Source organism: Microbispora sitophila, assembly GCF_014892245.1.
In the GTDB taxonomy this organism is placed as follows: Bacteria; Actinomycetota; Actinomycetes; order Streptosporangiales; family Streptosporangiaceae; genus Microbispora; species Microbispora siamensis.
In genome coordinates, this window is record NZ_JADBGC010000017.1 from 62,896 (window position 1) to 86,710 (window position 23,815).

A 23,815-nucleotide genomic window follows, 5' to 3' on the forward strand; every position below is an offset into this window, starting at 1 on the left:
CTCGGCGGGCGTGGTCGGTTACAGTCGCACAGTGGCAGGCCTCGACCCCCGCGCCGTTCTCAGGGAGCGTCCGTCCATCGGCCTCATCGTGGGTCTGGTCGTCGCCGGAATCTGCGCCCTGGTGTCGTTCTCCTTCGACATCATCAACGGCGAGCCGGTCCAGTTCTTCATCGCGCTCGGGCTCGCCGTGGCCCCCGTGCCGCTGCTGCTCGCGGGCGTGCTCGCCCTGGACCGGATGGAACCGGAGCCGCGCAGCAACCTGATCTTCGCGTTCGCCTGGGGCGCCGGCATCGCCGTCCTGCTCGCCGGCGTGCTCAACTCGCTCAACCTCGTCTACGTGGCCCATCAGCTCGGGGACACGACCAGCGCGCGCAACCTCGTCGCGACGTTCGGCGCCCCGCCGGTGGAGGAGACGGCCAAGGGGCTGGTCCTGCTCGGGCTGCTGTGGTTCCGGCGGCAGGAGCTGGACGGGCCCACCGACGGGATCATCTACGCCAGCATGGTCGGGCTCGGCTTCGCCATGTCGGAGAACGTCAGCTACTACCTGGCCGCCCTGGAGGAGAACGGCGCGCAGGGGCTGGCCGCCACGCTCGTGCTGCGGGCCGTGCTGTCGCCGTTCGCCCATCCGCTGTTCACCTCCCTGATCGGCATCGCGGTGGCGTACGCCGCCCAGCGCGGGGGCGCGGTGGGGGTCGTCGTCATCGTCATCGGGTGGATCGGCGCCATGCTGCTGCACGGCCTCTGGAACGGCTTCGCCTCCTTCGGCGGCCTCGGCGGGCTCGCCATCGCCTATCTGCTGCTGATGATCCTGCTCATCGTCGAGATCATCGTGATCTTCCGGGACAGACGGCGGATCGTCGGCCTGATCCAGCACTACCTGCCGCCGTACGAGCGCAACGGGCTGATCAACCAGGCCGACATCTTCATGCTGTCGTCCCTGCGCCGGCGGCGGCAGGCCAGGGCGTGGGCCAAGGCCCACGGCGGCAGGGCCGGGGCACGGGCGATGATCGACTACCAGGTGGCCTCCACCGAGCTCGGGCTGCTGCACGCCCGCGCGGCCCGGGGCGGGGTGGACGAGGAGGCCTTCCGCGCCCAGCAGCGATCGCTCGCGGACCTCATGGCCTACGCCCGGATGTCGTTCCCGCTGCCGGAACGCCACCAGGCGAACGCCGCCCGGGGGGTGCCCCCGCCGGGGTACGCGCCGGGCGCCCCGCCGCCGGGCCGGTGGCCGGGCGGCGGTCCCGCGGTGCCGCCCTGGTACGGGCAGCAGCCGGGCGGGCAGGGCTACGGTCCGCCGCCGGGCGGGCCGCCTCCCGGATACGGGCACCCCCTGGGCGGTCCCGGACAGCCGCCCAGCCCGCCACAGGACCCGGCGCAGAGACCGCCACAGGGTCCGCAGAGCCCGCCGCAGAGCCCGCCGCAGGGTCCGGCCCAGAGCGGTCCGGGCCCCGGCGCCGGGCCGGGCCCCTGGCCCGGCGACCCGCGGCGCTGATCGGGGCGACGGCAAGATCGCGGCACCGCTTGGCCCGGACGGCCGGTGCGTGTTTCAATCACTGTGCGCGGTGGCCACTTGATGGGTGGGCTCCAGGAGGGCGTGCGGCGATGCCGCATGCGTTCTTCTCGTACGACAGCCCCGACGGCGCGCCCTTCCCCGGAAGGCGTGCCCGCCCACCATGAGGAGAACCCCCACCATGGGAACCCCCACCACGGGAAGCACAGTGCAATCCCCGCGTCCGAGATCGCTGTCCCTGAGATCCGGGCGAAAGCTCGCCGTCCTCGCCGCGGTGGCGGCCGTGCTCGCCGGCCTCGTCGCGGTCCTGACGCAGACGGCGGCCGAGGCGCACGGCGCCCTGCAGGCCCCCGCGAGCCGTACGTACGCGTGCTACACCGACGGCCTCACCGGCGGCCAGATCATCCCGAAGAACCCCGCGTGCAAGGACGCCGTGGCGGCCGGCGGCACCCAGCCCCTCTACGACTGGTACGGCGTGCTCCGCTCCGACGGGGGCGGCCGCACCCGGGGCTTCATCCCCGACGGCCAGCTGTGCAGCGGTGGTTTCAGCAAGTACGCCGCCTACGACGCGCCCAGGGCCGACTGGCCGACCACCACGCTGAAGGCCAACAGCACGTACGACTTCGTCTACGGCGCGTGGGTGCCGCACCCCGGCGGCTTCAAGCTCTACGTCACCAAGGACGGCTACGACCCGACCAAGCCGCTGACGTGGGCCGACATGGAGGAGCAGCCGTTCCTCACGGTCGACCCCGAGCCCGCGGTCAGCAACGGCGCCTACCGCTTCTCCGGCAGGCTGCCCAACAAGAGCGGCCGGCACATCATCTACGCGGTCTGGTATCGGTCGGACAGCCAGGAGACCTTCTACGGCTGCTCGGACGTGAACTTCGTCAACGACAACGCCACGCCCAGCCCCTCGCCGAGCCCGTCGCCGAGCGCCTCGCCCACCAGGAGCCCGTCGCCGAGCCCCTCGGCCTCCCCGACGGCCGGGAACCCGGCCTGCACGGCCACGGTGAAGCTGACCAACACCTGGCAGGGCGGCTTCCAGGGCGAGGTCACGATCAAGAACACCGGCACGGGCCCGCTCAACGGCTGGTACGTCCAGTGGCAGATGTCGAACGGCGCGACGATCACCCAGGCGTGGAACGGGACGTCGATGCAGAGCGGGCCGTTCGCGATGATCCACGCGCCGGAGTGGAACTCCTCGCTGGCCCCTGGGGCCTCGGCCACGGCCGGGTTCCTCGGCAGCGGGTCGGCCACGCCGTCGATCAGCGACATCAGCTGCGGCTGAGCGGATCCCGGCGGTGCCGGGCGGCCGGGCGGGACCCGATCTCGCCGGGTGCGGCCCGGCACCGGACCCCGCGGGTGACGCCCGGGGACGCCGTCACGGCGGCTCCCCGGGCGCTGCGCGATGGGTGGGCGGAGGAGGATCCGCCTCGTACCCGCGGTGCGATAGCCACTGTGGGTGTGGCCTCACCTCCCTCTGGGGATGGTGGGAGCGCTCCCACATGGCCCGGACCCTAACGCGCCGCGCCGCCACCGGCCAGCGGACGCGCCTCCGCCCGCCCTGTCCGCCCAGCTCAGGCTGTGCCGCCCGATGAAAGTTTCGCGCGCCGCCCGCCGCGCCGCCCGCCGTGCCGCCCTCTGCGAACGTCGGGGGGTCGAGAGTCAGCGGGCCAGCGCGCGGTCGAGCGCGGTCTCGCGACGGCCGAGGAAGCGCGGCGAGGAGTGCAGGACCAGGCTGTCCAGCAGGCCCTTGGCCGAGGCGGGGAACTCCCTGACGGCGTAGGCCACCGTCTCCATCGGCCAGTCGCGGCTGGAGTCGTCGCCGACGCCGAAGGCGTCCAGCCCGGCCGCACGGCACAGCGCGACGGCCCGGGGGAGGTGGAACACCTGGGTCACGACGACGAGACGGGACGCACCGAAGATCGTCTTGGCCCGTACGCAGGAGTCCCACGTGTCGAACCCGGCGTAGTCGAGCACGATCCTCTCCGCCGGCACGCCGCGGGAGACCAGATAGCCGCGCATGACCGAGGGCTCGTCGTAGTCCCTGCGGCTGTTGTCGCCGGACAGCAGCAGGGCCCGCACCCTGCCCGTGCGGTACAGCTCGGCCGCGATGTCGAGCCGGGTCCTCAGCATGGCGGACGGCTTGTCGCCCTGGACCCCGGCGCCCAGCACGAGCGCGGCCGGCATCACGGGCACCTCGGCGGTCCAGCGCGTGCCCGGCTCTGCCGTCACCCGGTGGGCGGCGCTCGTCAGCCAGGCCCAGGTCATCGGCGCGAGCGGCAGCACGCTCAGGGCGACCAGCCCCTGGATACCCCGGCGCAGGGCCGTACGGGACCAGGTCCAGGGGCGCAGGCCGCGCACCCGTCAAACCCCCGCGTGGTGGAGCTCCGGCTGCTCGGGAGCGGGGGCGGGCGCGGGGCCACGGGTCCGCATCAGGAACACGACGCGCAGCGCGCAGACCCACACGAGCGTCGCCCCGAGCACGTGCAGGAGCACCAGCGCTGCGGGGACGGCGAGGAAGTACTGCACGTACCCGATCACGCCCTGGGACAGCTCCACGCCGAGCAGCACGAGCGCGGCGCGCCGGACGCGCCCGGGGGAGCCGGTGACGTGCAGGGCGAACAGCAGGGCGAACGTCAGCCCGACGACGACGTAGGCGATGTCGGTGTGCAGCCGCACCACGCTCTGGATGTCGAAGCCGAAGCGGGAGGCGGCCTCGTCTCCCGAATGCGGCCCGGTGCCGGTCACCACCACCCCGGCCAGCAGCAGCGCGAAGGCGGCCGCGGCCAGCACGTATCCGAGCGTGCGGATGTCCCTGTGGACCAGCCGTCGCGCCGGGGCGTCGCCCTCGCCCGCCCGGGCGAACAGCACGACGGCGGCGGCGGTCATGCCGATGGACAGCAGGAAGTGGACGCTGACGGTCACCGGGTTGAGCATCGTGTGCACCACGAGCCCGCCCCACAGGGCCTGGACGACGACGCCGACCGGCTGCAGCAGCGCGAGCCGCAGCAGGACCGGGCGGCCGCGCTCGCCCCGGGACAGCTGCCACGCGGCGATCACGCACGCGACCGCGACCGCGAGCACGAGGAACGACAGCAGCCGGTTGCCGAACTCGATCGCCATGTTGACCGGCGCGTGCGTGTCGATCCTCGCCGGCACGAAGCTGTCCGGCGTGCAGCGTGGCCAGGTCGGGCAGCCGAGGCCGGAGCCGGTGACGCGGACGGCGGCGCCGGTGACGGTGATGCCGACGTTGACCACGATCGCCGCCAGCGCCCACCGCCGCATCGACTCGCTCGTCGGGAACATGAACGAGCGGTAGAAGGCGAGCAGCGTGCCGCGGATCCGGTCAGTCGTGGGATTCACGGATTTCATCGTAGGCGGCCCTGTGGGTGGTCCCTTCCCCGGCCCACGTGCCGTCCGGCGGGGCCCGGGCGGCTCCCGGCCGGGTACGAACTGATCGTTTCCCCCGGCAGGGGCCGGTACGATCGGCCGTACGGGACCGAGGAGGGCGGTGGCCGGCCGATGGGCGGGGCGTGGGACGGACCGGCGGGCCGCGAGCGCGACGACCGCCGCGCGCCGGGCGCCGGAGCGCGGCAGAACTTGCGTGAGCAGGTGGCGCAGGCGCTGCGCGACGCGCTGGTGGCCGGGGAGATGCGGCCCGGCGTCGTCTACTCGGCCCCCGCGCTGGCGGCCAGGTTCGGGGTCTCGGCCACACCGGTCCGGGAGGCGATGCTCGACCTCGCCAAGGAGGGCCTGTTCGAGGCCCTGCGCAACAAGGGCTTCCGGGTCGCGGAGGTGTCCGAGCGCGACCTCGACGAGATCATCGAGATCAGGCGGCTGATCGAGGTGCCCACGGTGGCCCGGCTCGCCGGACAGTCCCTGGCCGCGGAGGCCGAGGGGCTGCGCCCGATCGCCGAGGAGATCGTCTCGGCCGCGGGAAGGGGCGACCTGCTCGCCTACGTGGCCGCCGACCAGCGGTTCCACCTCGCGCTGCTGGCCCTGTCGGGCAACGCCCGGCTGGTCGAGACGGTCCGTGACCTGCGCGCCCGGGCCCGGCTCTACGGGCTGCGCGGGCTGCCCGACGCGCGGATGATGGCGGCCTCGGCGCGCGAGCACCTCGACCTTCTCGACGCCCTCGTACGCGGCGACGCCGCGGCGGCCGAGAGCCTGATGACCCACCATCTCCGGCACGTGCGCGCGATCTGGTCGGCGCACCCGCCATCGGCCTGACCGGTACGGCTCAGCCGTCGCCGACGCGGGTGGCGCCGATGGAGGCGACGACCACGCAGCCGATCGCGGCCCACTCGCGGACCTGGAGCACCTCGTGCAGGACGAACAGGCCGACGAGCGCGGCGGCGGCGGGCTCCAGGCTCATCAGGATGCCGAAGACCCGCTTGGGCATCCGGCGCAGTGCCTCGAGTTCCAGCGAGTAGGGGATGACCGAGGAGAGCAGGCCGACCCCCGCACCGATCAGCAGGATCTCGGGCCGCAGCAGGTCGCTCCCGCCCGCGGTGACCCCGATGGGCGCGATGACGATCGTGGACACGATCATGGCGAACGACAGCCCGCTCGCGCCGGGGAAGCGGGCGCCCGTGGCCGCGGAGAACACGATGTAGGCGGCCCAGAACGTCCCCGCCAGCGCCGCGAACCCGATGCCGGCCCAGCTCACGGTCCCCGCCCCTCCCCATGGGGCGAGCAGGATCACGCCCGCGGCGGCCAGTCCCACCCACAGCAGGTCGAGCCGGCGGCGGGAGGACACCACGGCCAGGGTGAGCGGCCCGATGAACTCGATGGCCACCGCGATCCCGATCGGCAGCCGGGCGAGGGCCTCGTAGAACGACAGGTTCATCAGGCCGAGGCTGAGCCCGAACGCGACGCCGACGGCGAGGTCGCGCCGCGACAGCCCGCGCACCTTGGGCCGGACGATGGCCAGCAGTATGACGGCGCTGGTGGCGATGCGCAGGAAGACCACGGCCGAAGGGGGCAGCTGTGCGAACAGGTTCTTGGCCAGTCCGGCGCCCACCTGGACCGACAGGATGCCCAGCAGCACCAGCCCCGACGGCGGTATCGCGTCAGAGGCGGCCCGCAGCGCCCCGGCCGGCGACCGCCTCATGCGGTACGGCTCGGCTCCCGGAAGGGATTCAGCGGTCATGCCGGCAACCCCACAAAATGGCATAGATCATGAACAAACGTCCGCAATCATATGCGCCGGCCGTCAGGCCGCAGGTAAGGCCCCCGGCGTCGTTCCCGGCGGCGCGGTGTCATCCTCGGCGGCCGGGTGTCACTCCCAGCGGAACGTGCGGGCGGCCAGGGCGAGCGCGGCGACCGTCCAGCACAGCAGCACGAGCAGCGCGCCGCCGGGGAAGCCGCCGCCGTCGCTCAGGACGGTCCGCAGGCCGGAGGTGAGCGCGCTGATCGGCAGCAGCCCGAGCACGTGCTGCACCCCGGCCGGGAACCGGTCCAGCGGGAAAAGCACGCCGCCGAGCCCGAGCAGCACCAGGTAGACGAGGTTGGCCCCGGCCAGCGTGGCCTCCGCCCGCAGCGTGCCGGCCATGAGCAGGCCGAGGCCGCTGAAGGCCGCCGTGCCCAGCAGCAGGAGCGGCAGGGCCCACAGCGGGTCGCCGTGGGGCGACCAGCCGAGCGCCAGCGCCACCGCGACGATCATCACGACCTGCAGCGCCTCCACGGCGACGACCGCGACGGTCTTGGCCAGCAGCAGCCCGGCCCGCGACAGCGGGGTCGCGCCCAGGCGCTTGAGCACGCCGTACCTGCGCTCGAAGCCGGTCGCGATCGCCTGCCCGGTGAACGCGGTCGACATGACCGCGAGCGCGAGGATGCCGGGGGCGACGAAGTCGACGCGCGCGCCGCCGCCGACGTCCACCAGCGGGGCGGTGGAGAAACCGACGAGCAGCAGGATCGGGATGATCATCGTGAGCAGGAGCTGCTCGCCGTTGCGCAGCATGGCCCGGATCTCCGCGCCCGCCTGGGCGAGGACCATCCGGTGCAGCGGCGCGGCTCCCGGCCGCGGCGTGAGGTCCAGCGTGGCGATCGTGCTCACCGCAGCTCCCTGCCGGTCAGTTCGAGGAAGACGTCCTCCAGCGTGCGCCGCTCGATGCGCAGGTCCTCGGTGGTGACGCCCTCGGTGGCGCACCAGGCGGTGACGGTGGCGAGCAGTTGCGGGCCGACCTGCCCCTCGATGATGTAGTGCCCCGAGGGCGACTCCTTGGCGGCGCTGCCCGGCGGCAGCGCGGCCAGCAGTTCCTCCAGGTCGAGTCCCGGGCGCGCGCGGAACCTGAGCTGACGCTCGGCGCCGGTCAGCGACGCGGGCGTGCCCTCGGCCACCACCCGGCCGTGGTCGATGACCACCACGTGGTCGGAGAGCTTCTCGGCCTCGTCCATCTGGTGGGTCGTCAGCACCACCGACACCCCGGCGGCGCGCAGCGCGGCGACCAGGTCCCAGCAGGCGTGCCGCGCCTGCGGGTCGAGCCCGGCGGTCGGCTCGTCCAGGAAGACCAGTTCGGGCCGCCCGATCACCGCCGCCGCGAGCGACAGGCGCTGCTGCTGGCCGCCCGACAGCCGCCGGTACGGCGTGCGCCTGTGGTCGGCCAGGCCGAGCAGGCCGAGCAGGGCGTCGGGGTCGAGCGGGTGGGCGTAGAACCGGGAGACCACCCGCAGCCACTCGCCCGCGCGGGCGGCGGGGGGCACCCCTCCGGTCTGCGGCATGATTCCCAGGCGCGGCCTGAGGGCGGGGTCGGCCGGGTCCTGGCCGAGCACGCGCACGGTTCCGCCGTCCGGCCGGCGGAAGCCCTCACAGATCTCGATCGTGGAGGTCTTGCCCGCGCCGTTCGGCCCGAGGATCGCCGTGACGGCGCCCCGCGCGCAGGTGAGGGTGAGCCCGTCGACGGCCGTGGTGCTTCCATAGCGCTTGACCAGCCCGTCGATCTCGACCGCCGGGGCGCCGCCGCCCGCGCTGCCGAGCGTGCTCTCGAACGTGCTGTCAACCCCCGGCACTCCCACCGGCCTCCCCTCGCAGGACCGACCGCCGGAGCCGGCCGGATGCGGCCGCCCTGGTCAGTCGTCGACGGCATCGAGTCTAGGGAGCGGGAGGCGCGCTCTCGTCGGCGAGTGCCGCCATTCCAGCCCTTGGAGGTAAAGGATGCGGAAAAGTCCTGTCGTCGCAGGTTAGGTAAGGCTTGCCTGCGTGAGAAATTGCATCTCCGTCGACCCCGCCTTGGGTTTGTCGCCGGGGAAGGAATTACGGCACACTGATGTTGTGAAAAACGTGCAGGGGAAGCAGAGCGCCGAGAAGGCCGTGGTGACGCGGCCCGTTTCGGCATCCCCTGTGCACATGGACATCAGTGCCGAGCGCGGCACCCGGGCCAGGGTGGCACGGCTCATCCTCGAGCACGGCCCGGTCACCGCGGCGGCGCTCGGCGAGCGGCTCGGGCTGACCCCGGCCGCGGTGCGCCGCCATCTCGACGCGCTGCTGGCCGAGGGCATGATAGAGCCCCGTACGGCCCGCCCGCGCGGCCAGCGGGGGCGCGGCAGACCGGCGAAGATGTTCGCGATCACCGACGCGGGCCGCAGCGCCTTCGTCCACGCCTACGACGACCTGGCCGGCAGCGCGCTGCGCTTCCTGGCCGAGCGCCTGGGCGGCGAGGCGGTGTCCGAGTTCGCTCGGGCGCAGGTGTCCGGCCTGGTCGGCCGGCTCGAGGCGCTGATGCGCGAGGTCCCCGCCGAGCAGCGGGTCCGCGTGCTGGCCGAGGCGCTGTCCGCCGAGGGCTACGCGGCGTCGGCGTCCGCCACGGGCAAGGGCGGCGAGCAGCTGTGCCAGCACCACTGCCCGGTCGCGCACGTCGCGGCGCAGTTCCCGCAGCTGTGCGAGGCGGAGACCGAGGCCTTCGCCCGGCTGCTGGGCACGCCGGTGCAGCGGCTGGCCACGATCGCCAACGGCGACGGGGTCTGCACCACCCACGTGAGTTCACACGCGCTCGCCGCACGGCACGCGCGTCCCGATCCATCGACCGCCGATCCATCGGCCGCCGATTCATCGATCGCCGATCCATCGGCCGCACATCTATCGAGCACATCGACGAGCAAGGAGTCCGGAAGGTGACTGTCACCGACCGCCCGGAGCTGGAAGGCCTCGGGAATTACAAGTTCGGCTGGGCCGACACGGACGTGGCCGGGGCCACGGCCCGTCGTGGGCTGTCCGAAGAGGTCGTCCGCGACATCTCCGCGCTCAAGAACGAGCCGGAGTGGATGCTCGACCTGCGCCTCAAGGGCCTTCGGCTGTTCGAGAAGAAGCCGCTGCCGACCTGGGGCTCCGACCTCACGGGCATCGACTTCGACAACATCAAGTACTTCGTCCGTTCGACGGAGAAGCAGGCCGCGTCCTGGGACGAGCTGCCCGCCGACATCAAGAACACCTACGACAAGCTCGGCATCCCGGAGGCGGAGAAGCAGCGCCTCATCGCCGGCGTCGCCGCCCAGTACGAGTCCGAGGTCGTCTACCACAAGATCCGTGAGGACCTCGAGGAGAAGGGCGTCATCTTCGTCGACACCGACACCGGCCTGCGTGAGCACGAGGAGCTCTTCAAGGAGTACTTCGGCACGGTGATCCCGGTGGGCGACAACAAGTTCGCCGCGCTCAACACCGCCGTGTGGTCGGGCGGCTCGTTCATCTACGTGCCGCCGAACGTGCACGTCGAGATCCCGCTGCAGGCCTATTTCCGGATCAACACGGAGAACATGGGCCAGTTCGAGCGGACCCTGATCGTCGTGGACGAGAACTCCTACGTCCACTACGTCGAGGGCTGCACCGCGCCGATCTACTCGTCCGACTCGCTGCACTCGGCGGTCGTCGAGATCATCGTGAAGAAGGGCGCCCGCTGCCGCTACACGACGATCCAGAACTGGTCGAACAACGTCTACAACCTGGTCACCAAGCGCGCCGTGGCGTACGAGGGCGCGACCATGGAGTGGATCGACGGCAACATCGGCTCCAAGGTCACGATGAAGTACCCGGCCGTCTACCTGATGGGCGAGCACGCCAAGGGCGAGACGCTGTCGGTCGCCTTCGCCGGTGAGGGCCAGCACCAGGACGCGGGCGCCAAGATGGTGCACCTCGCGCCCAAGACGTCCTCGACGATCATCTCCAAGTCCGTGGCGCGCGGCGGCGGCCGCACGTCCTACCGGGGCCTGGTGCAGATCGAGGAGGGCGCGGCCGGCTCGGCCTCGACCGTCAAGTGCGACGCGCTGCTGGTCGACCAGATCAGCCGGTCCGACACCTACCCCTACGTGGACGTGCGCGAGGACGACGTGTCGATGGGCCACGAGGCCACCGTCTCCAAGGTGTCGGAGGACCAGCTCTTCTACCTGATGAGCCGCGGCCTCGGCGAGGACGAGGCGATGGCCATGATCGTGCGCGGCTTCGTCGAGCCGATCGCCCGCGAGCTGCCCATGGAGTACGCCCTGGAGCTCAACCGCCTGATCGAGCTGCAGATGGAAGGAGCGGTCGGCTGATGGGCCTGGAGACCAAGCCGCTGTCGACGCTGCACGAGAAGTCGTCGTACGACGTGGCCGACTTCCCGGTGCCGACGGGCCGCGAGGAGGAGTGGCGCTTCACGCCGCTGTCGCGGCTGAAGGGGCTGCACAACGGCACCGCCGCCGTCACCGGCGGCGTCGTGGTCGATGTCGAGGCCGCGCCCGAGGTGCGCGTCGAGACCGTCGGCCGCGACGACGCCCGGCTCGGCAAGGCCTACACGCCGGCCGACCGGGTCAGCGCGCAGGCGTACTCGTCGTTCGAGAAGGCCACCGTCGTCACGGTGCCGAAGATGACGGCCGCATCCCGGCCCACCGTGATCACGCTGCGGGGGGCCGGGGCGGGCGCCGCCGCGTACGGGCACATCCTCGTGTCGGTGGAGCCGATGGCCGAGGCCGTGCTGGTCCTGGACCACCGCGGCAGCGCCGTCTACGCCGACAACGTCGAGTTCGACGTGGCCGAGGGCGCGACGCTCAAGGTCGTCAGCCTGCAGGACTGGGACGACGACGCCGTGCACGTCTCCCACCACCACGCGCGGCTCGGCAAGGACGCGACGTTCCGCTCGTTCGTGGTCACCCTCGGCGGCGACCTCGTACGGCTGTCGCCCTCGGTGTCGTACACCGCCCCGGGTGGCGACGCCGACCTCACCGGGCTGTACTTCGTGGACGAGGGCCAGCACCTGGAGCACCGCCTCCTGGTGGACCACAGCGTGCCGAACTGCCGCAGCAACGTGACCTACAAGGGCGCGCTGCAGGGCGACGGCGCCCACGCGGTCTGGATCGGCGACGTGATCATCCGGGCCGAGGCCGAGGGCACCGACACCTACGAGCTGAACCGCAACCTCATCCTCACCGACGGCGCCCGTGCCGACTCGGTGCCGAACCTGGAGATCCTCACCGGCGAGGTCGCGGGAGCGGGCCACGCGTCCGCCTCCGGCCGCCTCGACGACGAGCACATCTTCTACCTGCAGGCCCGCGGCATCCCGTTCGACGAGGCCCGCCGCCTGGTCATCCACGGCTTCTTCGCCCAGTTGCTGGAGAAGATCGAGGTGCCGGAGATCCGCGAGCGGGTCCTGTCCGCGGTCGAGGCGGAGCTGGCCCGATGAGCGCCGAGACCGCCCACTGGGAGAAGGCCTGCCAGGTCGGCGACATCCCCGACGGCGGCGTGCTCGGCCTGGAGGTCGGGGAGACGCCGGTCGCGCTGGTGCGGACCGGCGGCGAGGTCTTCGCCCTGCACGACGTGTGCTCGCACGCCGAGGTCCGCCTCAGCGAGGGCGAGGTCTACGACCACACGCTGGAGTGCTGGCTGCACGGCTCCTGCTTCGACCTGCGCACCGGCAAGCCCACCGGGCCGCCCGCGACCAGGCCCGTCAACGTCTACCGAGTCAAGATCGAAGGCGACGACGTGTACGTCTCGCTCTCGAAGGAGTAAATACAAGTGTCCACCCTTGAGATTCGTGACCTGCACGTCGCCGTGGGCGACAAGGAGATCCTGCGCGGCGTCGACCTGACGGTCCGCAGCGGCGAGACGCACGCCATCATGGGCCCGAACGGCTCGGGCAAGTCCACGCTGGCGTACGCCGTCGCGGGGCACCCCAAGTACACCGTCACCTCCGGCACCGTGCTGCTCGACGGCGAGGACCTGCTGGAGATGTCGGTGGACGAGCGCGCCCGCGCCGGCCTGTTCCTCGCCATGCAGTACCCGGTCGAGGTTCCCGGTGTCAGCGTGTCGAACTTCCTGCGCTCGGCGATCACCGCGGTCCGCGGTGAGGCGCCGAAGCTCCGCGACTTCGCCAAGGAGCTGAAGACGGGCATGGACGCGCTGTCCATCGATCCGGCCTTCGCCCAGCGCAACACCAACGAGGGCTTCTCCGGCGGCGAGAAGAAGCGCCACGAGATCCTCCAGCTCGAGCTGCTCAAGCCCAAGATCGCGGTGCTGGACGAGACCGACTCCGGCCTCGACGTCGACGCTCTGCGCGTCGTCTCCGAGGGCATCAACCGGTTCCGCGCCTCCGGCGACACCGGCGTGCTGCTGATCACCCACTACACCCGCATCCTGCGCTACGTGAAGCCGGACTTCGTCCACGTCTTCGCCGGCGGGCGCGTGGTGGAGGAGGGCGGCCCCGAGCTGGCCGACAAGCTGGAGAACGAGGGGTACGAGGCCTACACGAAGGCGTCCGCCTGATGAGTGCGCCCGGCTTCGACGTGGAGAGGATCAGGAAGGACTTCCCGGTCCTCGCCCGCGAACTCCCCGGAGGCAGGTCGCTGGTCTACCTCGACTCCGGCAACTCCTCCCAGAAGCCGACCCAGGTGATCGAGACCATGCGCGATCACCTGACCTGGCACTACGGCAACGTCGGCCGGGCGCTGCACGTGCTGGGCAGCGAGTCGACCGAGGCGTACGAGGCCGCGCGCGACAAGATCGCGGCGTTCGTGAAGGCCCCGTCGCGCGACGAGATCGTCTTCACCAAGAACGCCTCCGAGGCCCTCAACCTCGTGGCGTACGCCTTCGGCAACCCCGTCGGCGAGGACGAGCGGTTCCGGATCGGGCCCGGCGACGAGATCGTCATCTCCGAGATGGAGCACCACTCCAACATCGTGCCGTGGCAGCTGCTCGCGCAGCGGACCGGCGCGACGCTGCGCTGGTTCCCGGTGACCGACGAGGGCCGCCTCGACATCGGGGGCCTGGAGGAGCTGGTCAACGAGCGTACGAAGATCGTCTCGATCGCGCACCAGTCGAACGTGCTCGGCACGGTCAACTCGGTCTCGCCGATCTTGGCCCGCGTACGCGAGGTCGGCGCGCTGATGATGCTCGACGCGTCGCAGTCGGTGCCCCACCAGCCCGTGGACGTGACCGAGCTGGGCGTCGACTTCGTCGCGTTCACCGGTCACAAGATGGTCGGGCCGTCCGGCATCGGCGTGCTGTGGGGCCGCCGCGAGCTGCTCGACGCCATGCCGCCGTTCCTCGGCGGCGGCGAGATGATCGAGGCGGTCTGGATGGACCGCTCGACGTACGCGCCGGTGCCGCACAAGTTCGAGGCGGGCACGCCGCCCATCGTCGAGGCGATCGGCCTCGGCGCCGCGGCCGACTACCTGACCGCCGTGGGCATGGACCAGATCAAGGCGCATGAGAAGGAGCTGGTCGCGTACGCGCTGGAGGCGCTGCCGGAGGTCCCCGGGCTCAGGATCATCGGCCCGCGCACGCCCATCGCCCGCGGCGGCACGATCTCGTTCACGCTGGAGGGGATCCACCCGCATGACGTGGGGCAGATCCTCGACGACGTGTACGGGATCGCGGTGCGGGTAGGTCATCACTGCGCCCGGCCGCTCCACCTCAGGTTCGGAATTCCGGCGACCACGCGGGCGTCTTTCTACCTGTACAACACGACGGCCGAGATCGACGCACTGGTCCGCGGCCTCCACCACGTGCAGAAGGTGTTCGGCTGAGCCATGATCGGTGAATCCATGTACCAGGAGCTGATCCTGGAGCACTACAAGCATCCCCAGGGCCGCGGCCTGCGCGACCCGTACGACGCGGAGGTGCACCACGTCAACCCGACCTGCGGCGACGAGGTGACGCTGCGGGTGAAGGTGGCCGACGGCGGCAAGGTGCTCGACGTGTCCTACGACGGTCAGGGCTGCTCCATCAGCCAGGCCGCCGCCTCCGTGCTGCACGAGCTCGCCACCGGCTCCACGGTGGAGGAGTCGCTGTCGGTGGTGGAGGAGTTCACCCGGCTCATGCAGGGCAGGGGCCAGGTGGAGCCCGACGAGGACGTGCTGGGCGACGCGGTGGCGTTCGCCGGTGTGGCGAAGTTCCCCGCCCGCGTCAAGTGCGCGCTGCTGGCCTGGATGGCGTACAAGGACGCGCTGATGAGGAGCCAGGGATGACCGGCGGCCTTCGGCGCGTTGGTGAGAACGGCGCCGCGACGCGGGCGCCGCGAGGTGAGGAGACGACGTGAGCAAGCCGACCCAGACCCCCACGGGACCGGTCGCGGAGACGGCCGCCGCCCCCGGCACGTACGACGGGGAGACCGCCCTCGACGACGTGCTCGAGGCGCTGAAGGACGTCGTGGACCCCGAGCTGGGGATCAACGTGGTGGACCTCGGCCTCGTGTACGGCGTCAACCTCGACCCGGCCGGCGAGGGCGAGCGCCCGATCGCCACCATCGACATGACGCTGACCAGCGCCGCCTGCCCGCTGACCGACGTCATCGAGGACCAGGCCAACTCGGCGCTCGCCGACCTGGTCTCCAACGTGGTCATCAACTGGGTCTGGCTGCCGCCGTGGGGCCCCGACAAGATCACCGACGAGGGCCGCGACCAGCTCAGGATGCTCGGCTTCAACGTCTGACCTTAGGTCGTGTCCCGTGATCTTTCCCGCCTGCTGTGGTCGCCCAGATGGCGCCTCGCTGCGTTCTCGCCCCACCCACGGAAATTCCTCGCAGGCTCGGAATTTCCGTGGGGCCCGGGAAAGACGCCCATAGCTCCGCTATGGGCTCCTCCTCGGCCTTGCGACGCATCCATCTGGCCGATCCTCGCTACGGCAAAAGATCACGCGGCACTCCCTAGCCGGCTTCCCGTCCGGGACATTCCTCGCCGTCCCGCCGCGTTGGTACGCGGCGGGACGCGTGGCTTTTCGACCGGTTTCCGGGCGTGCGGCCGTGCCGCGCCAGGCGCGCCACGGCGGCACGGACGGCCGGCGCGGCGCGGGAATGCCGTACAGTTGTTCTTTGCTTTCCCTTGTGCGACGTGAGTGAAAGGCGTCCGTGAGAGCCGCCGCCCGGCGGTCTCCACTTCTGCGGGACGCGTGCTCACCGCATCATGCGGGCGCAGGCCGCTTCAGTCTCCGGCCCGTAGCGCTCGATCGGTACGGCTCGCCTGCCGTACCCGACCCGGCTCGTCCTTTCGCAGAAGTGACGCGCCCGCGTGTTCCGGCACGTCTTTTCTCGAAAGGCACGATTACGTGACCATCTCTGACCTCGGTGAGGGCACGACCACCCCCGCCGAGTTCGCGGTGCTTGGGCTGCCCAGACCGCTCGTGACAGGGCTCGCCCGGCAGGGCATCACCGCGCCGTTCCCGATCCAGCGGGCGGCCATCCCCGACATCCTCGCCGGATACGACGTCCTCGGCCGGGGCCAGACCGGCTCCGGCAAGACGCTCGCCTTCGGCCTGCCCACTCTGGCCAGGGTCGCGGGGGAGAAGTCGCGCCCCGGCCGTCCCCGGGCCCTCGTCCTGGTGCCCACCCGCGAACTGGCCCTGCAGGTGGCCGACGCCCTCGAACCGCTCGGCCGCGGGCTGTCGCTGCGCACCCGTACGGTCGTCGGCGGCATGTCCATGGGCCGCCAGATCGAGGACCTGCGCCGGGGGGTCGACATCGTCGTCGCCACGCCCGGCCGCCTCACCGACCTCATCGAGCAGGGCGAGTGCGCGCTGGACGACGTCCAGATCACCGTCCTCGACGAGGCCGACCACATGTGCGACCTCGGGTTCCTGCCCGTGGTCAGCGCGCTGCTGGCGCGCACGCCCGCCGACGGGCAGCGCCTGCTGTTCTCCGCGACACTCGACGGTGACGTGGACACGCTGGTCAAACGCTTCCTGACCGACCCGGTGATCCACTCCCTGGACCCGGCCACCTCCTCGGTGGAGACGATGGAGCACCACCTGCTCCAGGTGCACCGCGACGACAAGGCGGACGTGACGGCGGAGATCGCCAACCGGGCCGGCCGTACGATCATGTTCGTCCGCACCCAGCACGGCGTTGACCGCGTCGTGAAGCAACTCGCCCGCTCGGGGGTCCGCGCGGGCGGTCTGCACGGCGGCAAGCGGCAGAACCAGCGCACCCGCATCCTCGACGGGTTCCGCGAGGGCACCATCGGGGTGCTCGTCTGCACCGACGTCGCCGCCCGCGGCATCCACGTGGACGACGTGAGCCTCGTGCTGCACGTGGACCCGCCGGCCGACCACAAGAGCTACCTGCACCGGGGCGGCCGTACGGCCCGCGCGGGCGAGCGCGGCGTGGTGCTGACGCTGGTCCTGCCGAGCGAGCGCCGCGCCACCGAGTCGATGACCCGCAAGGCGGGGGTGACCCCGTCCCGTCACCGGGTGGTGCCGGGCGACCCCATCCTGGCCGAGATCGCCGGGGCCCGGCGGCCGAGCGGCGAGGCCGTCCCGGTGTGGGAGCCCGACGTGCGCAGGCCGCTGCGGCCCGCGCGGGACGACCGTACGCCCGGCCGTCGCCGGCACGGCGGGGACCGCCACCGCGGCGCCGACCGCCCGGGCGACGGGGACGGCCGGCGCAGGCCGTCCGACCAGGGTGAGCGGCCTCGCGGCCCCTGGGCCGGCGACGGCCGCACCGAGTCCCGCGGCGGCCACCGCCGTGGCCGCACCGGAGAGCACGGCGGCCAGGGCGGATACGGGGGCCAGGGCGGATACGGGGGCCAGGGCGGATACGGCGGTCAGGCCGGGCACGGCGGCCAGAGCGGACGCGGAGGCTACGGCGGGGACGGCGGCCGTGGCGGGCGCCGCGGCCGCGGAAGCCGCTTCACCGGCCGCTGATCCATATCGACCTCCTACCACCGGGCCGTCCGTACGGGCGGCCCGGTGGCGTGTGGGGCCCTGTTGACATCAACTATGTAGACCGGTCTATTCTCGCCGCATGACCGGAAAGACGGCCACGGCCGCGGTCAGCATGGTGGCGTCGTGAGCGCCGCGGACCGGCACGCGCTGGTCCTGGGCGCGACCGGCTTCGTCGGGCGCCACCTGGTCCTCGCGCTCGGCCATGCCGGCGTCCGGGTGAGCACGGCCAATCGGAGCCACGAGTCCTAGCGGCGGCTCGCCCGCTGGCTGGCCGAGCACGGGCATGACGAGGCGCCCGCCGACCTCCGGGTCGACTTCACGACGCCGTCGCCGATCGAGGGGGAGCTCGACGACGTCACGGAGGTCTACAACTGTGCCGGCGCCTACCGGTTCGGCATGTCGGCGGACGAGGCCCGCCGAGCCAACGTCGACAGCGTCCGGGCGATCGTCGCCTTCGCGGCGCGACTGCCGCGCCTGCGCCGCCTCGTCCACGTCTCGGGGTATCGCGTGGGCCGGCAGGATCCCCTTCACTGGAGCGAGGAGCGGCGGCGGGAGGCCTACCGGGCCCTCGGCGCGTACGAGGCGTCCAAGGTGGAGGCGGACGCCGTCTTCCAGACCGAGGCGGAGCGGCTGGGTGTTCCCTGGTCGATCGTCAATCCGGCCAGCGTGATCGGTGACAGCGTCACCGGCGAGTCCGGCCAGTACCTCGGGCTCGCGTCGACCCTGCGCGACCTCTGGCAGGGCCGCCTCGCGGCGGTTCCGGGGAACGCGCGGACGTTCGTCCCCGTGGTCGCGGTCGACTACCTCGCCCGGTTCATGGCCCTGCTGCCGCTGGACGAGACCGCCGAGCGCGCCTCCTACTGGCTGCTGGACGACGACACGCCCGCGCTGCCCGGCCTGATCGCGCTCGTCGCGGAGCACTACCGGGTCAGGGCGCCCCGGGTGCGGGTTCCGGTGGCCCTGGTGAAGCGCCTGCCCCGCCGTCTCACGAAGGCCGATCCGGAGACGCTGACGTTCCTGTCGGCCGACCGTTATCCCACCGGCTCGGCGCGTGCCTTCGCCGCCCGCCATGGGCTGACCATGCCGGACACCGCCACGACGATCCGCCGCTGGGCCGACCACCTGGCGGCGAGCCGGTTCGGGGACGCCCCCGCCGACGGCAGGCGGTTCACCGGCCCGGGTGGGGTGCGGACGTTCGAGCTCGGCGAACCGGCCGCGCCCACGGTGGTGCTGCCGGGTCTGCCGGTCAACGCCGACACCTGGGCGCCGGTCGTCGCGGCGCTGGGCCGGGCCCGCGGCGGCGCCGCCACCGCCGCCCGGCTCCTGGCCGTGGCGGCGTCGCCGCGGTGGCGGGCGGACCTCCGGGCCGAGCTGGCGCGTTACCCGGGACACGTGCACGTCGTCGTGGGCTCCCGCGACCCTCTCGGCCCGGAAGGACGGGCCCTCCTGGACGCGCTCCCGCGGGCCACCGTGACGGTGATCCCGGGCACGGGTCACCACCCCCAGCTGACGCACCCCGAGGATGTCGCCCAAGCGGTCGGCGCGTGGAACGCCTCCCCGGGCGCGCCTGCCGTCAGCCCTTCAGGCCGCTCAGCACGATCCCGCGGGTGAAGTAGCGCTGGAAGGCGAGGAAGAAGGCGATCGACGGCAGGGAGGCGAGCAGGCCGCCCGCCATGATCGCCCCCTGGTTCTGCGCGCCCGTGAAGTAGGAGTTGAGGCGGGCCAGCGCGACAGGGATGTTCGCCATCTCGTCGCTCTGCACGATGATCAGCGGCCACAGGAAGTTGTTCCACTCCGCGAGCACGATGAAAATCGACATCGCGGCGAGGGCCGGGCGCAGCAGCGGCAGCACGATCTGCCACCAGATGCGCCACTCCCCGGCGCCGTCGACCCGGGCGGCCTGGATGAGCTCATCCGGCACCGAGTGGAGGAACTGCACCAGGAAGAACAGCACGAACGCCTTGGCCAGCGCCGGGATGATGTAGCCCTGGTAGGTGTCCAGCCAGCCCAGGTTCCGCATGATGACGTAGTTCGGCACCAGGGTGGTCTGCCAGGGCACCATCATCGAGGCGACGATCAACAGGAAGATCAGCCGCCGCCCCGGCACGCGGTGCTTGGTGATCACGTACGCCGCCAGTGAGGCGATCAGCAGCGACCCCACCGTGATCGCGACCGTGATCACCAGGCTGTTGAACATGAAGCGGCCGAACCCGAAGTCCACCTGGAATCGCTGGAAGATGCCCTGGAGATGGCCGGGGTTGACCCGGGTGGGGGAGTAGCCGGGGTCGTAGAAGTTGTTCAGCGTGGGATGCTCGGGCACGAACGACGGCGGCTGCCGGTTCAGCTCCGTCACCGGCTTGAACACCGTGATCAGTATCCAGTAGAACGGCGCGATCATGGTGAGCGACAGCAGGTAGAACGGCAGGCGAAGCAGGTGGCCTCGCCAGGTGGCGCCCGGCCCGGCGGCGGGCGCCTGCCGGGGCGCGGCGGCGGGGTCGGCGACGATCGGAGTGGTCGTGGGGGCGACGGCCATCACAGCTCCTTCAGGGCGCGGCCGATGCGGAGGTTGACCATGCTGAGGGCGAAGATGATCAGGAAGAGCACCCACGCGATGGCCGAGGCGTAGCCGAGCTTGAAGTGCGTGAAGCCCTGGTCGTACAGGTAGGGCACAATCATCAGGCCCGAGTCGAGCACGCCGCCGATGTTGTTGGTGCCCCGGAACACGATGTAGACGGCTTCGAAGACCTGGAAGGCCCCGATGAGGCCGGTCACGACCACGTACGTGGTGACCGGGCGCAGCAGCGGCAGCGTCACCCGGCGGAACTGCTGCCAGGTGCCGGCGCCGTCGATGCGGGCCGCCTCGTAGTACTCCAGCGGGATCGTGTTGAGCCCGGCGACGTACAGCACCATGCCGTAGCCCATCCCGCCCCAGACCGACATGAGCACGAGGATGGGGATCGTCAGCCCGGGGGTGGCGAGCCATTCGACGGCCCTGCCGCCGAACCAGGTGATGACGGTGTTGGCGAGGCCGAAGTCGCCCGGATTGAAGATCCACTTCCAGAGCAGCATGAGCGCGATCGACGAGGTCACCGAGGGCAGGAAGAAGATCGTCCGCATGATGCGGTGCGGCCAGCTCGACCCGCTGAAGGCCAGCGCGAGGCCGAGCGACAGCAGCGTGCCGATCCCGACGGACGCCACGACGTAGAGGAACGTGTTGCCGAGGGCGTGCCGGAACCGGTCGTCGTCGAACAGCAGGTGCCGGAAGTTCTCCAGGCCCTCGAACTCGGGGGCGTTCACCCCGTCGAACTTGGTGAAGCTGAGGTAGAGCGAGTTGGCCAGCGGCCAGACGAGGAAACCGGCGAACAGGCCGAGGAACGGCAGCAGCATCAGATAGGACGTGCCGTAGCGGCGCCATCGTTGCCGGGGCGTGGCGGCGTGGGTTGCCATGTCGTCTCCAGTCGGGTCTTTCCCAGTCAGGGGGCGTTCCCAGTCAGAGGGAAACCGTGGGCGGACCCGGGCCGGTGCGGGGTCGGGCGGCACCGGCCCGGGCAGGTGTGGAGGACGGAGGCCGCGGCCGGTGAGGGGTCAGGCGTCACCGGCGAGCCACGGCCGTCCCGGCTATCCGGCGTTGCGCTCCATGACCTTGGCGGCCTCGGTCAGCGCCGTCTTCACGTCGGCCTTGCCGAGGATCGCGGCCTGGAACTGCTTGGCCACGTCGGACGCGCTCTCGTCCCAGCCGGGGCATCCGGGCGCCGCCGCGCCGGTCTTGATGATTTCCGCGAACACCGCCGAGTGCTCCGGCGTGAACGGGGAGTCGGCGATTTTGTCCGGGCGGGGCGGGATGTAGGCGATGTTGCGGGCCTTCGACTCCGCCGTCACCGCATCGACGGCCTCGTCGGTGTAGAGGAACTTCACGAAGTCCGCCGCCTGCTGGATGTGCTTGCTGTAGGACGTGACCCCGACGGCCCGCCCGCCGATGAAGGTCGTGGGCGCCGCCGGGCCGGCCGGCAGCGGGGCGATCGCCCACTTGCCCTTCATCTTGGGCTTGCTGGTGTCGATGCCGAGGGCATTCCAGTTGCCGCCGTAGACCATCGCGGTGCCCGCGTCCAGCGCGTCGGAGGTCGTCACCGTGTCGGTCGGCGCGCCGTACTTGCGGTGCAGGTCGATCCAGTACGACAGCGCCTGCTCGGCCTGGGGAGTGTTCAGCGAGGGCTTGCAGTCCGGCGTGTAGAAGCTGCCGCCGGCCTGGTAGAGGAAGTTGAAGTAGCCGATCCAGTCGAGGTTGCCCCAGTCGATGCCGAACGGTGTCTTGACCCCCGACTTCTTGAGCTTCTCGATGTCGGCGATCAGCTCGTCCCAGGTCTTGGGCGGCTCCTTGATCCCGGCCTTGTCGAACAGGTCGGTCCGGTAGTAGAGCGCCTCGGTGGACATGTCGAGGGGAATGCCGTAGATCGTGCCGTCGGGGGAGACGGCCGACTTCCACTGGGCGGGCTGCGCCTGGGCCTGGAGCTGCTCGATGCCGTACTTGCGCAGGTCGACCATGCCGCCGCGCAGGCCGAACTGGATGGTCCAGGTCATGCCGCCGGAGATGATGTCGGGTCCGCTGCGGCCGGTCGAGGCCGCGAGCAGCTTGGCGTACGCGTCGTCCCAGGCCAGCGTCTGCACCTTGATCGTCACGTTGGGGTGCGACTTCGTGTACAGGTCGGCGGCCTTCTGGAAGGCCGCGCTCTCGTCGTCGCCCCCGGTGGACCACCACGTGATGGCGGCGGGGGCGTTCGCGTCCGCCTGCTTGGTCTCGGACGTGCCGCTGGTGGCGCAGCCCGCGCCGAAGGCGGCGATCAGGGCGGCGCAGGTGGCCGCCGTCGCTCGTCGCATGGACGTCTCCGATCTCTACGGAAAGTGATCGACTGACATGTCGTGCCCCCGAGAGGCGGCCCGCCGCGAGGCCGTGCCCATGCGGCGCACCTCCCACGCTTGGAATTCGTGCAGAGTCCAGCACTAAACCGGATTAGTTTCAAGAGGGCGTTTCATCCTGTCAATCCGGACGTCGCGCCGTTCTGGGCGTGATTTCCCAGGTCAGTGGCGTTGGTGGCGGTGAGGTGGATTCCAGCGGACTACTCTTAACCGGGTCAGAAGTATGAAACAGGGCATTTGTGTAACCTTGCGGCGTACACGAGCCAGGCCCGCCATCCCCACGGGAGCCCCCATGTTCGTCGACATGCCCCTCGACCAGTTGCGCGCGTACCTGCCCGAGCGCCGGGAGCCCGCCGACTTCGACGCGTTCTGGGATCGCACGCTGGCCGAGGCCCGCGCGCACGACCTGAACCCCGTCTTCGAGCCGTACGAGGCCGATCTCGCGCTGGTGGACGTGGCCGACGTGACGTTCGCGGGATTCGGCGGGCATCCGATCAAGGGGTGGTTCATCGCGCCGGCGGGCGCGTCAGGCCCGTTGCCGTGCATGGTGGAGTTCATCGGGTATGGCGGCGGGCGCGGCCGGCCGCACGACTGGCTGCTGTGGCCGGCCGCCGGATACGCGACGTTCGTGATGGACACCCGCGGGCAGGGCGGCACCTGGCGCGCGGGGGACACCCCCGACCCGGTGGGCGGCAACGGCGCGCAGATTCCCGGCAAGCTCACGCAGGGCGTGTTCGACCGGGACGACTACTACTACCGGCGGCTCTACACCGACGTCGTGCGCGCGGTCGAGGCGGCCAGGTCGCATCCCCTGGTGGACGCCGGGCGGGTCGTGGTGACCGGCGGCAGCCAGGGCGGCGGCATGGCGCTGGCCGCCGCCGCGCTCGTGCCGGACCTCGCCTACGCGTTCGTCAACGTGCCGTTCATGTGCGACATCCGGCGCGCGGTCGAGATCACAGACGAGGACCCGTACGGCGAGCTGGGCCGGTTCTGCGGGATCCACAGGACCCGGGTCGAGGACATCTTCGCGACCCTCGACTACTTCGACGGGCTGCACTTCGCGGCGCGGGCCCGCACGCCCGCCCGGTTCTCCGTCGCCCTGCGCGACGGCGTCACCCCGGCCTCGACCGTGTTCGGGGCCTACAACCACTACGCGGGCCCCAAGGACATCACGGTCTGGCCGTTCAACGGGCACGAGGGCGGGGAGTCGCAGCAGGCGCTCGAGCTGCTCAGGCTGGCCAGGAAGATCCTCGGCTGAGCCCGATCTC

The 23,815-nt window shown here is 71.5% G+C and carries 21 protein-coding genes and 1 pseudogene; 14 read left to right on the top strand and 8 right to left on the bottom strand.

Features of this window, described 5'->3' with window-relative positions; all coding sequences use genetic code 11:
• Window positions 1-31 precede the first annotated feature (31 nt).
• On the top strand, window positions 32-1,492 hold the full coding sequence (locus tag IL992_RS47845; RefSeq protein WP_319018887.1) for a PrsW family intramembrane metalloprotease: 1,461 nt from the start codon (window positions 32-34) through the stop codon (window positions 1,490-1,492).
• A gap of 292 nt (window positions 1,493-1,784) precedes the next feature.
• Window positions 1,785-2,798 (top strand): lytic polysaccharide monooxygenase auxiliary activity family 9 protein, encoded by a 1,014-nt coding sequence (locus tag IL992_RS28820; RefSeq protein ID WP_319018888.1) that lies wholly within the window; start codon window positions 1,785-1,787, stop codon window positions 2,796-2,798.
• A 377-nt stretch (window positions 2,799-3,175) separates the two neighbouring features.
• On the opposite strand, the gene IL992_RS28825 is transcribed toward IL992_RS28820, so the two are convergent.
• Window positions 3,176-3,874 (bottom strand): SanA/YdcF family protein, encoded by a 699-nt coding sequence (locus IL992_RS28825; RefSeq protein WP_319018889.1) that lies wholly within the window; start codon window positions 3,872-3,874, stop codon window positions 3,176-3,178.
• Window positions 3,875-3,877: 3 nt separating this feature from the next.
• Window positions 3,878-4,885 (bottom strand): COX15/CtaA family protein, encoded by a 1,008-nt coding sequence (locus tag IL992_RS28830; RefSeq protein WP_193206517.1) that lies wholly within the window; start codon window positions 4,883-4,885, stop codon window positions 3,878-3,880.
• A 150-nt stretch (window positions 4,886-5,035) separates the two neighbouring features.
• Between IL992_RS28830 and IL992_RS28835 the strand changes: the two genes are divergently transcribed.
• On the top strand, window positions 5,036-5,743 hold the full coding sequence (locus tag IL992_RS28835) for a GntR family transcriptional regulator (protein ID WP_193206518.1): 708 nt from the start codon (window positions 5,036-5,038) through the stop codon (window positions 5,741-5,743).
• Window positions 5,744-5,753: 10 nt separating this feature from the next.
• Here IL992_RS28835 and IL992_RS28840 read toward each other — a convergent pair whose 3' ends face one another.
• The 3 genes from IL992_RS28840 to IL992_RS28850 all read right to left on the bottom strand — a co-directional run bounded on the left by IL992_RS28840 (window position 5,754) and on the right by IL992_RS28850 (window position 8,524).
• The gene (locus IL992_RS28840) at window positions 5,754-6,665 is read right to left on the bottom strand and encodes an EamA family transporter (RefSeq protein WP_193206519.1); all 912 of its coding nucleotides are present in this window, start codon (window positions 6,663-6,665) and stop codon (window positions 5,754-5,756) included.
• 129 nt (window positions 6,666-6,794) lie between these two features.
• Window positions 6,795-7,511: an ABC transporter permease gene (locus tag IL992_RS28845; RefSeq protein WP_193206641.1), complete on the bottom strand. Its 717-nt coding sequence runs from the start codon at window positions 7,509-7,511 to the stop codon at window positions 6,795-6,797.
• A 56-nt stretch (window positions 7,512-7,567) separates the two neighbouring features.
• Window positions 7,568-8,524, bottom strand: a complete 957-nt coding sequence (locus tag IL992_RS28850) for an ABC transporter ATP-binding protein (RefSeq protein WP_193206520.1) — start codon at window positions 8,522-8,524, stop codon at window positions 7,568-7,570.
• Window positions 8,525-8,861: 337 nt separating this feature from the next.
• Here IL992_RS28850 and IL992_RS28855 point away from each other — a divergent pair, with 337 nt between their 5' ends.
• The 10 genes and pseudogenes from IL992_RS28855 to IL992_RS28900 all read left to right on the top strand — a co-directional run bounded on the left by IL992_RS28855 (window position 8,862) and on the right by IL992_RS28900 (window position 19,244).
• Entirely contained in the window at window positions 8,862-9,629 is a 768-nt protein-coding gene (locus tag IL992_RS28855; RefSeq protein WP_193206521.1) for a helix-turn-helix transcriptional regulator, read from the top strand.
• Window positions 9,602-11,038, top strand: a complete 1,437-nt coding sequence (gene sufB / locus IL992_RS28860; protein ID WP_275414193.1) for a Fe-S cluster assembly protein SufB — start codon at window positions 9,602-9,604, stop codon at window positions 11,036-11,038. Before IL992_RS28855 ends, sufB begins: the two co-directional genes overlap by 28 nt.
• Window positions 11,038-12,162 (top strand): Fe-S cluster assembly protein SufD, encoded by a 1,125-nt coding sequence (sufD, locus tag IL992_RS28865; protein ID WP_193206522.1) that lies wholly within the window; start codon window positions 11,038-11,040, stop codon window positions 12,160-12,162. The genes sufB and sufD overlap by 1 nt, the downstream gene beginning before the upstream one ends.
• On the top strand, window positions 12,159-12,488 hold the full coding sequence (locus IL992_RS28870; protein WP_193206523.1) for a non-heme iron oxygenase ferredoxin subunit: 330 nt from the start codon (window positions 12,159-12,161) through the stop codon (window positions 12,486-12,488). Before sufD ends, IL992_RS28870 begins: the two co-directional genes overlap by 4 nt.
• 6 nt (window positions 12,489-12,494) lie before the next feature.
• Entirely contained in the window at window positions 12,495-13,241 is a 747-nt protein-coding gene (gene sufC, locus IL992_RS28875; RefSeq protein WP_193206524.1) for a Fe-S cluster assembly ATPase SufC, read from the top strand.
• On the top strand, window positions 13,241-14,503 hold the full coding sequence (locus IL992_RS28880) for a cysteine desulfurase (RefSeq protein ID WP_079318707.1): 1,263 nt from the start codon (window positions 13,241-13,243) through the stop codon (window positions 14,501-14,503). Before sufC ends, IL992_RS28880 begins: the two co-directional genes overlap by 1 nt.
• A gap of 3 nt (window positions 14,504-14,506) precedes the next feature.
• The gene (gene sufU, locus IL992_RS28885; protein ID WP_139573119.1) at window positions 14,507-14,944 is read left to right on the top strand and encodes a Fe-S cluster assembly sulfur transfer protein SufU; all 438 of its coding nucleotides are present in this window, start codon (window positions 14,507-14,509) and stop codon (window positions 14,942-14,944) included.
• 67 nt (window positions 14,945-15,011) lie between these two features.
• Window positions 15,012-15,407 (top strand): metal-sulfur cluster assembly factor, encoded by a 396-nt coding sequence (locus IL992_RS28890; protein ID WP_193206525.1) that lies wholly within the window; start codon window positions 15,012-15,014, stop codon window positions 15,405-15,407.
• A gap of 612 nt (window positions 15,408-16,019) precedes the next feature.
• Entirely contained in the window at window positions 16,020-17,612 is a 1,593-nt protein-coding gene (locus tag IL992_RS28895; protein ID WP_193206526.1) for a DEAD/DEAH box helicase, read from the top strand.
• Window positions 17,613-17,756: 144 nt separating this feature from the next.
• Window positions 17,757-19,244, top strand: a pseudogene (locus IL992_RS28900) (SDR family oxidoreductase).
• Here IL992_RS28900 and IL992_RS28905 read toward each other — a convergent pair.
• The 3 genes from IL992_RS28905 to IL992_RS28915 form a co-directional block, all read right to left on the bottom strand.
• A complete protein-coding gene (locus IL992_RS28905) occupies window positions 19,207-20,166 on the bottom strand; it encodes a carbohydrate ABC transporter permease (RefSeq protein ID WP_193206527.1) in 960 nt (319 codons plus the stop codon). The pseudogene IL992_RS28900 and the gene IL992_RS28905 overlap by 38 nt on opposite strands.
• Complete coding sequence (locus IL992_RS28910; protein ID WP_193206528.1) at window positions 20,166-21,080, bottom strand: carbohydrate ABC transporter permease; 915 nt, start codon at window positions 21,078-21,080, stop codon at window positions 20,166-20,168. The genes IL992_RS28905 and IL992_RS28910 overlap by 1 nt, the downstream gene beginning before the upstream one ends.
• Before the next feature lie 171 nt (window positions 21,081-21,251).
• Complete coding sequence (locus IL992_RS28915) at window positions 21,252-22,508, bottom strand: extracellular solute-binding protein (protein ID WP_193206529.1); 1,257 nt, start codon at window positions 22,506-22,508, stop codon at window positions 21,252-21,254.
• A 331-nt stretch (window positions 22,509-22,839) separates the two neighbouring features.
• Here IL992_RS28915 and IL992_RS28920 point away from each other — a divergent pair, with 331 nt between their 5' ends.
• The gene (locus IL992_RS28920) at window positions 22,840-23,805 is read left to right on the top strand and encodes an acetylxylan esterase (RefSeq protein ID WP_193206530.1); all 966 of its coding nucleotides are present in this window, start codon (window positions 22,840-22,842) and stop codon (window positions 23,803-23,805) included.
• Window positions 23,806-23,815 lie beyond the last annotated feature (10 nt).

What these genes read in the sequence shown, in the direction of transcription:
- IL992_RS28870 (WP_193206523.1), top strand. Translation starts at nt 12,159, where the DNA reads ATGAGCGCCGAGACCGCCCACTGGGAGAAGGCCTGCCAGGTCGGCGAC.
- IL992_RS28905 (WP_193206527.1), bottom strand. Translation starts at nt 20,166, where the DNA reads ATGGCCGTCGCCCCCACGACCACTCCGATCGTCGCCGACCCCGCCGCC.
- IL992_RS28915 (WP_193206529.1), bottom strand. Translation starts at nt 22,508, where the DNA reads ATGCGACGAGCGACGGCGGCCACCTGCGCCGCCCTGATCGCCGCCTTC.
- IL992_RS28845 (WP_193206641.1), bottom strand. Translation starts at nt 7,511, where the DNA reads ATGGTCCTCGCCCAGGCGGGCGCGGAGATCCGGGCCATGCTGCGCAAC.
- IL992_RS28880 (WP_079318707.1), top strand. Translation starts at nt 13,241, where the DNA reads ATGAGTGCGCCCGGCTTCGACGTGGAGAGGATCAGGAAGGACTTCCCG.
- IL992_RS28910 (WP_193206528.1), bottom strand. Translation starts at nt 21,080, where the DNA reads ATGGCAACCCACGCCGCCACGCCCCGGCAACGATGGCGCCGCTACGGC.
- IL992_RS28835 (WP_193206518.1), top strand. Translation starts at nt 5,036, where the DNA reads ATGGGCGGGGCGTGGGACGGACCGGCGGGCCGCGAGCGCGACGACCGC.
- IL992_RS28920 (WP_193206530.1), top strand. Translation starts at nt 22,840, where the DNA reads ATGTTCGTCGACATGCCCCTCGACCAGTTGCGCGCGTACCTGCCCGAG.
- IL992_RS28840 (WP_193206519.1), bottom strand. Translation starts at nt 6,665, where the DNA reads ATGACCGCTGAATCCCTTCCGGGAGCCGAGCCGTACCGCATGAGGCGG.
- sufU (WP_139573119.1), top strand. Translation starts at nt 14,507, where the DNA reads ATGATCGGTGAATCCATGTACCAGGAGCTGATCCTGGAGCACTACAAG.
- sufD (WP_193206522.1), top strand. Translation starts at nt 11,038, where the DNA reads ATGGGCCTGGAGACCAAGCCGCTGTCGACGCTGCACGAGAAGTCGTCG.
- IL992_RS28830 (WP_193206517.1), bottom strand. Translation starts at nt 4,885, where the DNA reads ATGAAATCCGTGAATCCCACGACTGACCGGATCCGCGGCACGCTGCTC.
- IL992_RS28855 (WP_193206521.1), top strand. Translation starts at nt 8,862, where the DNA reads ATGGACATCAGTGCCGAGCGCGGCACCCGGGCCAGGGTGGCACGGCTC.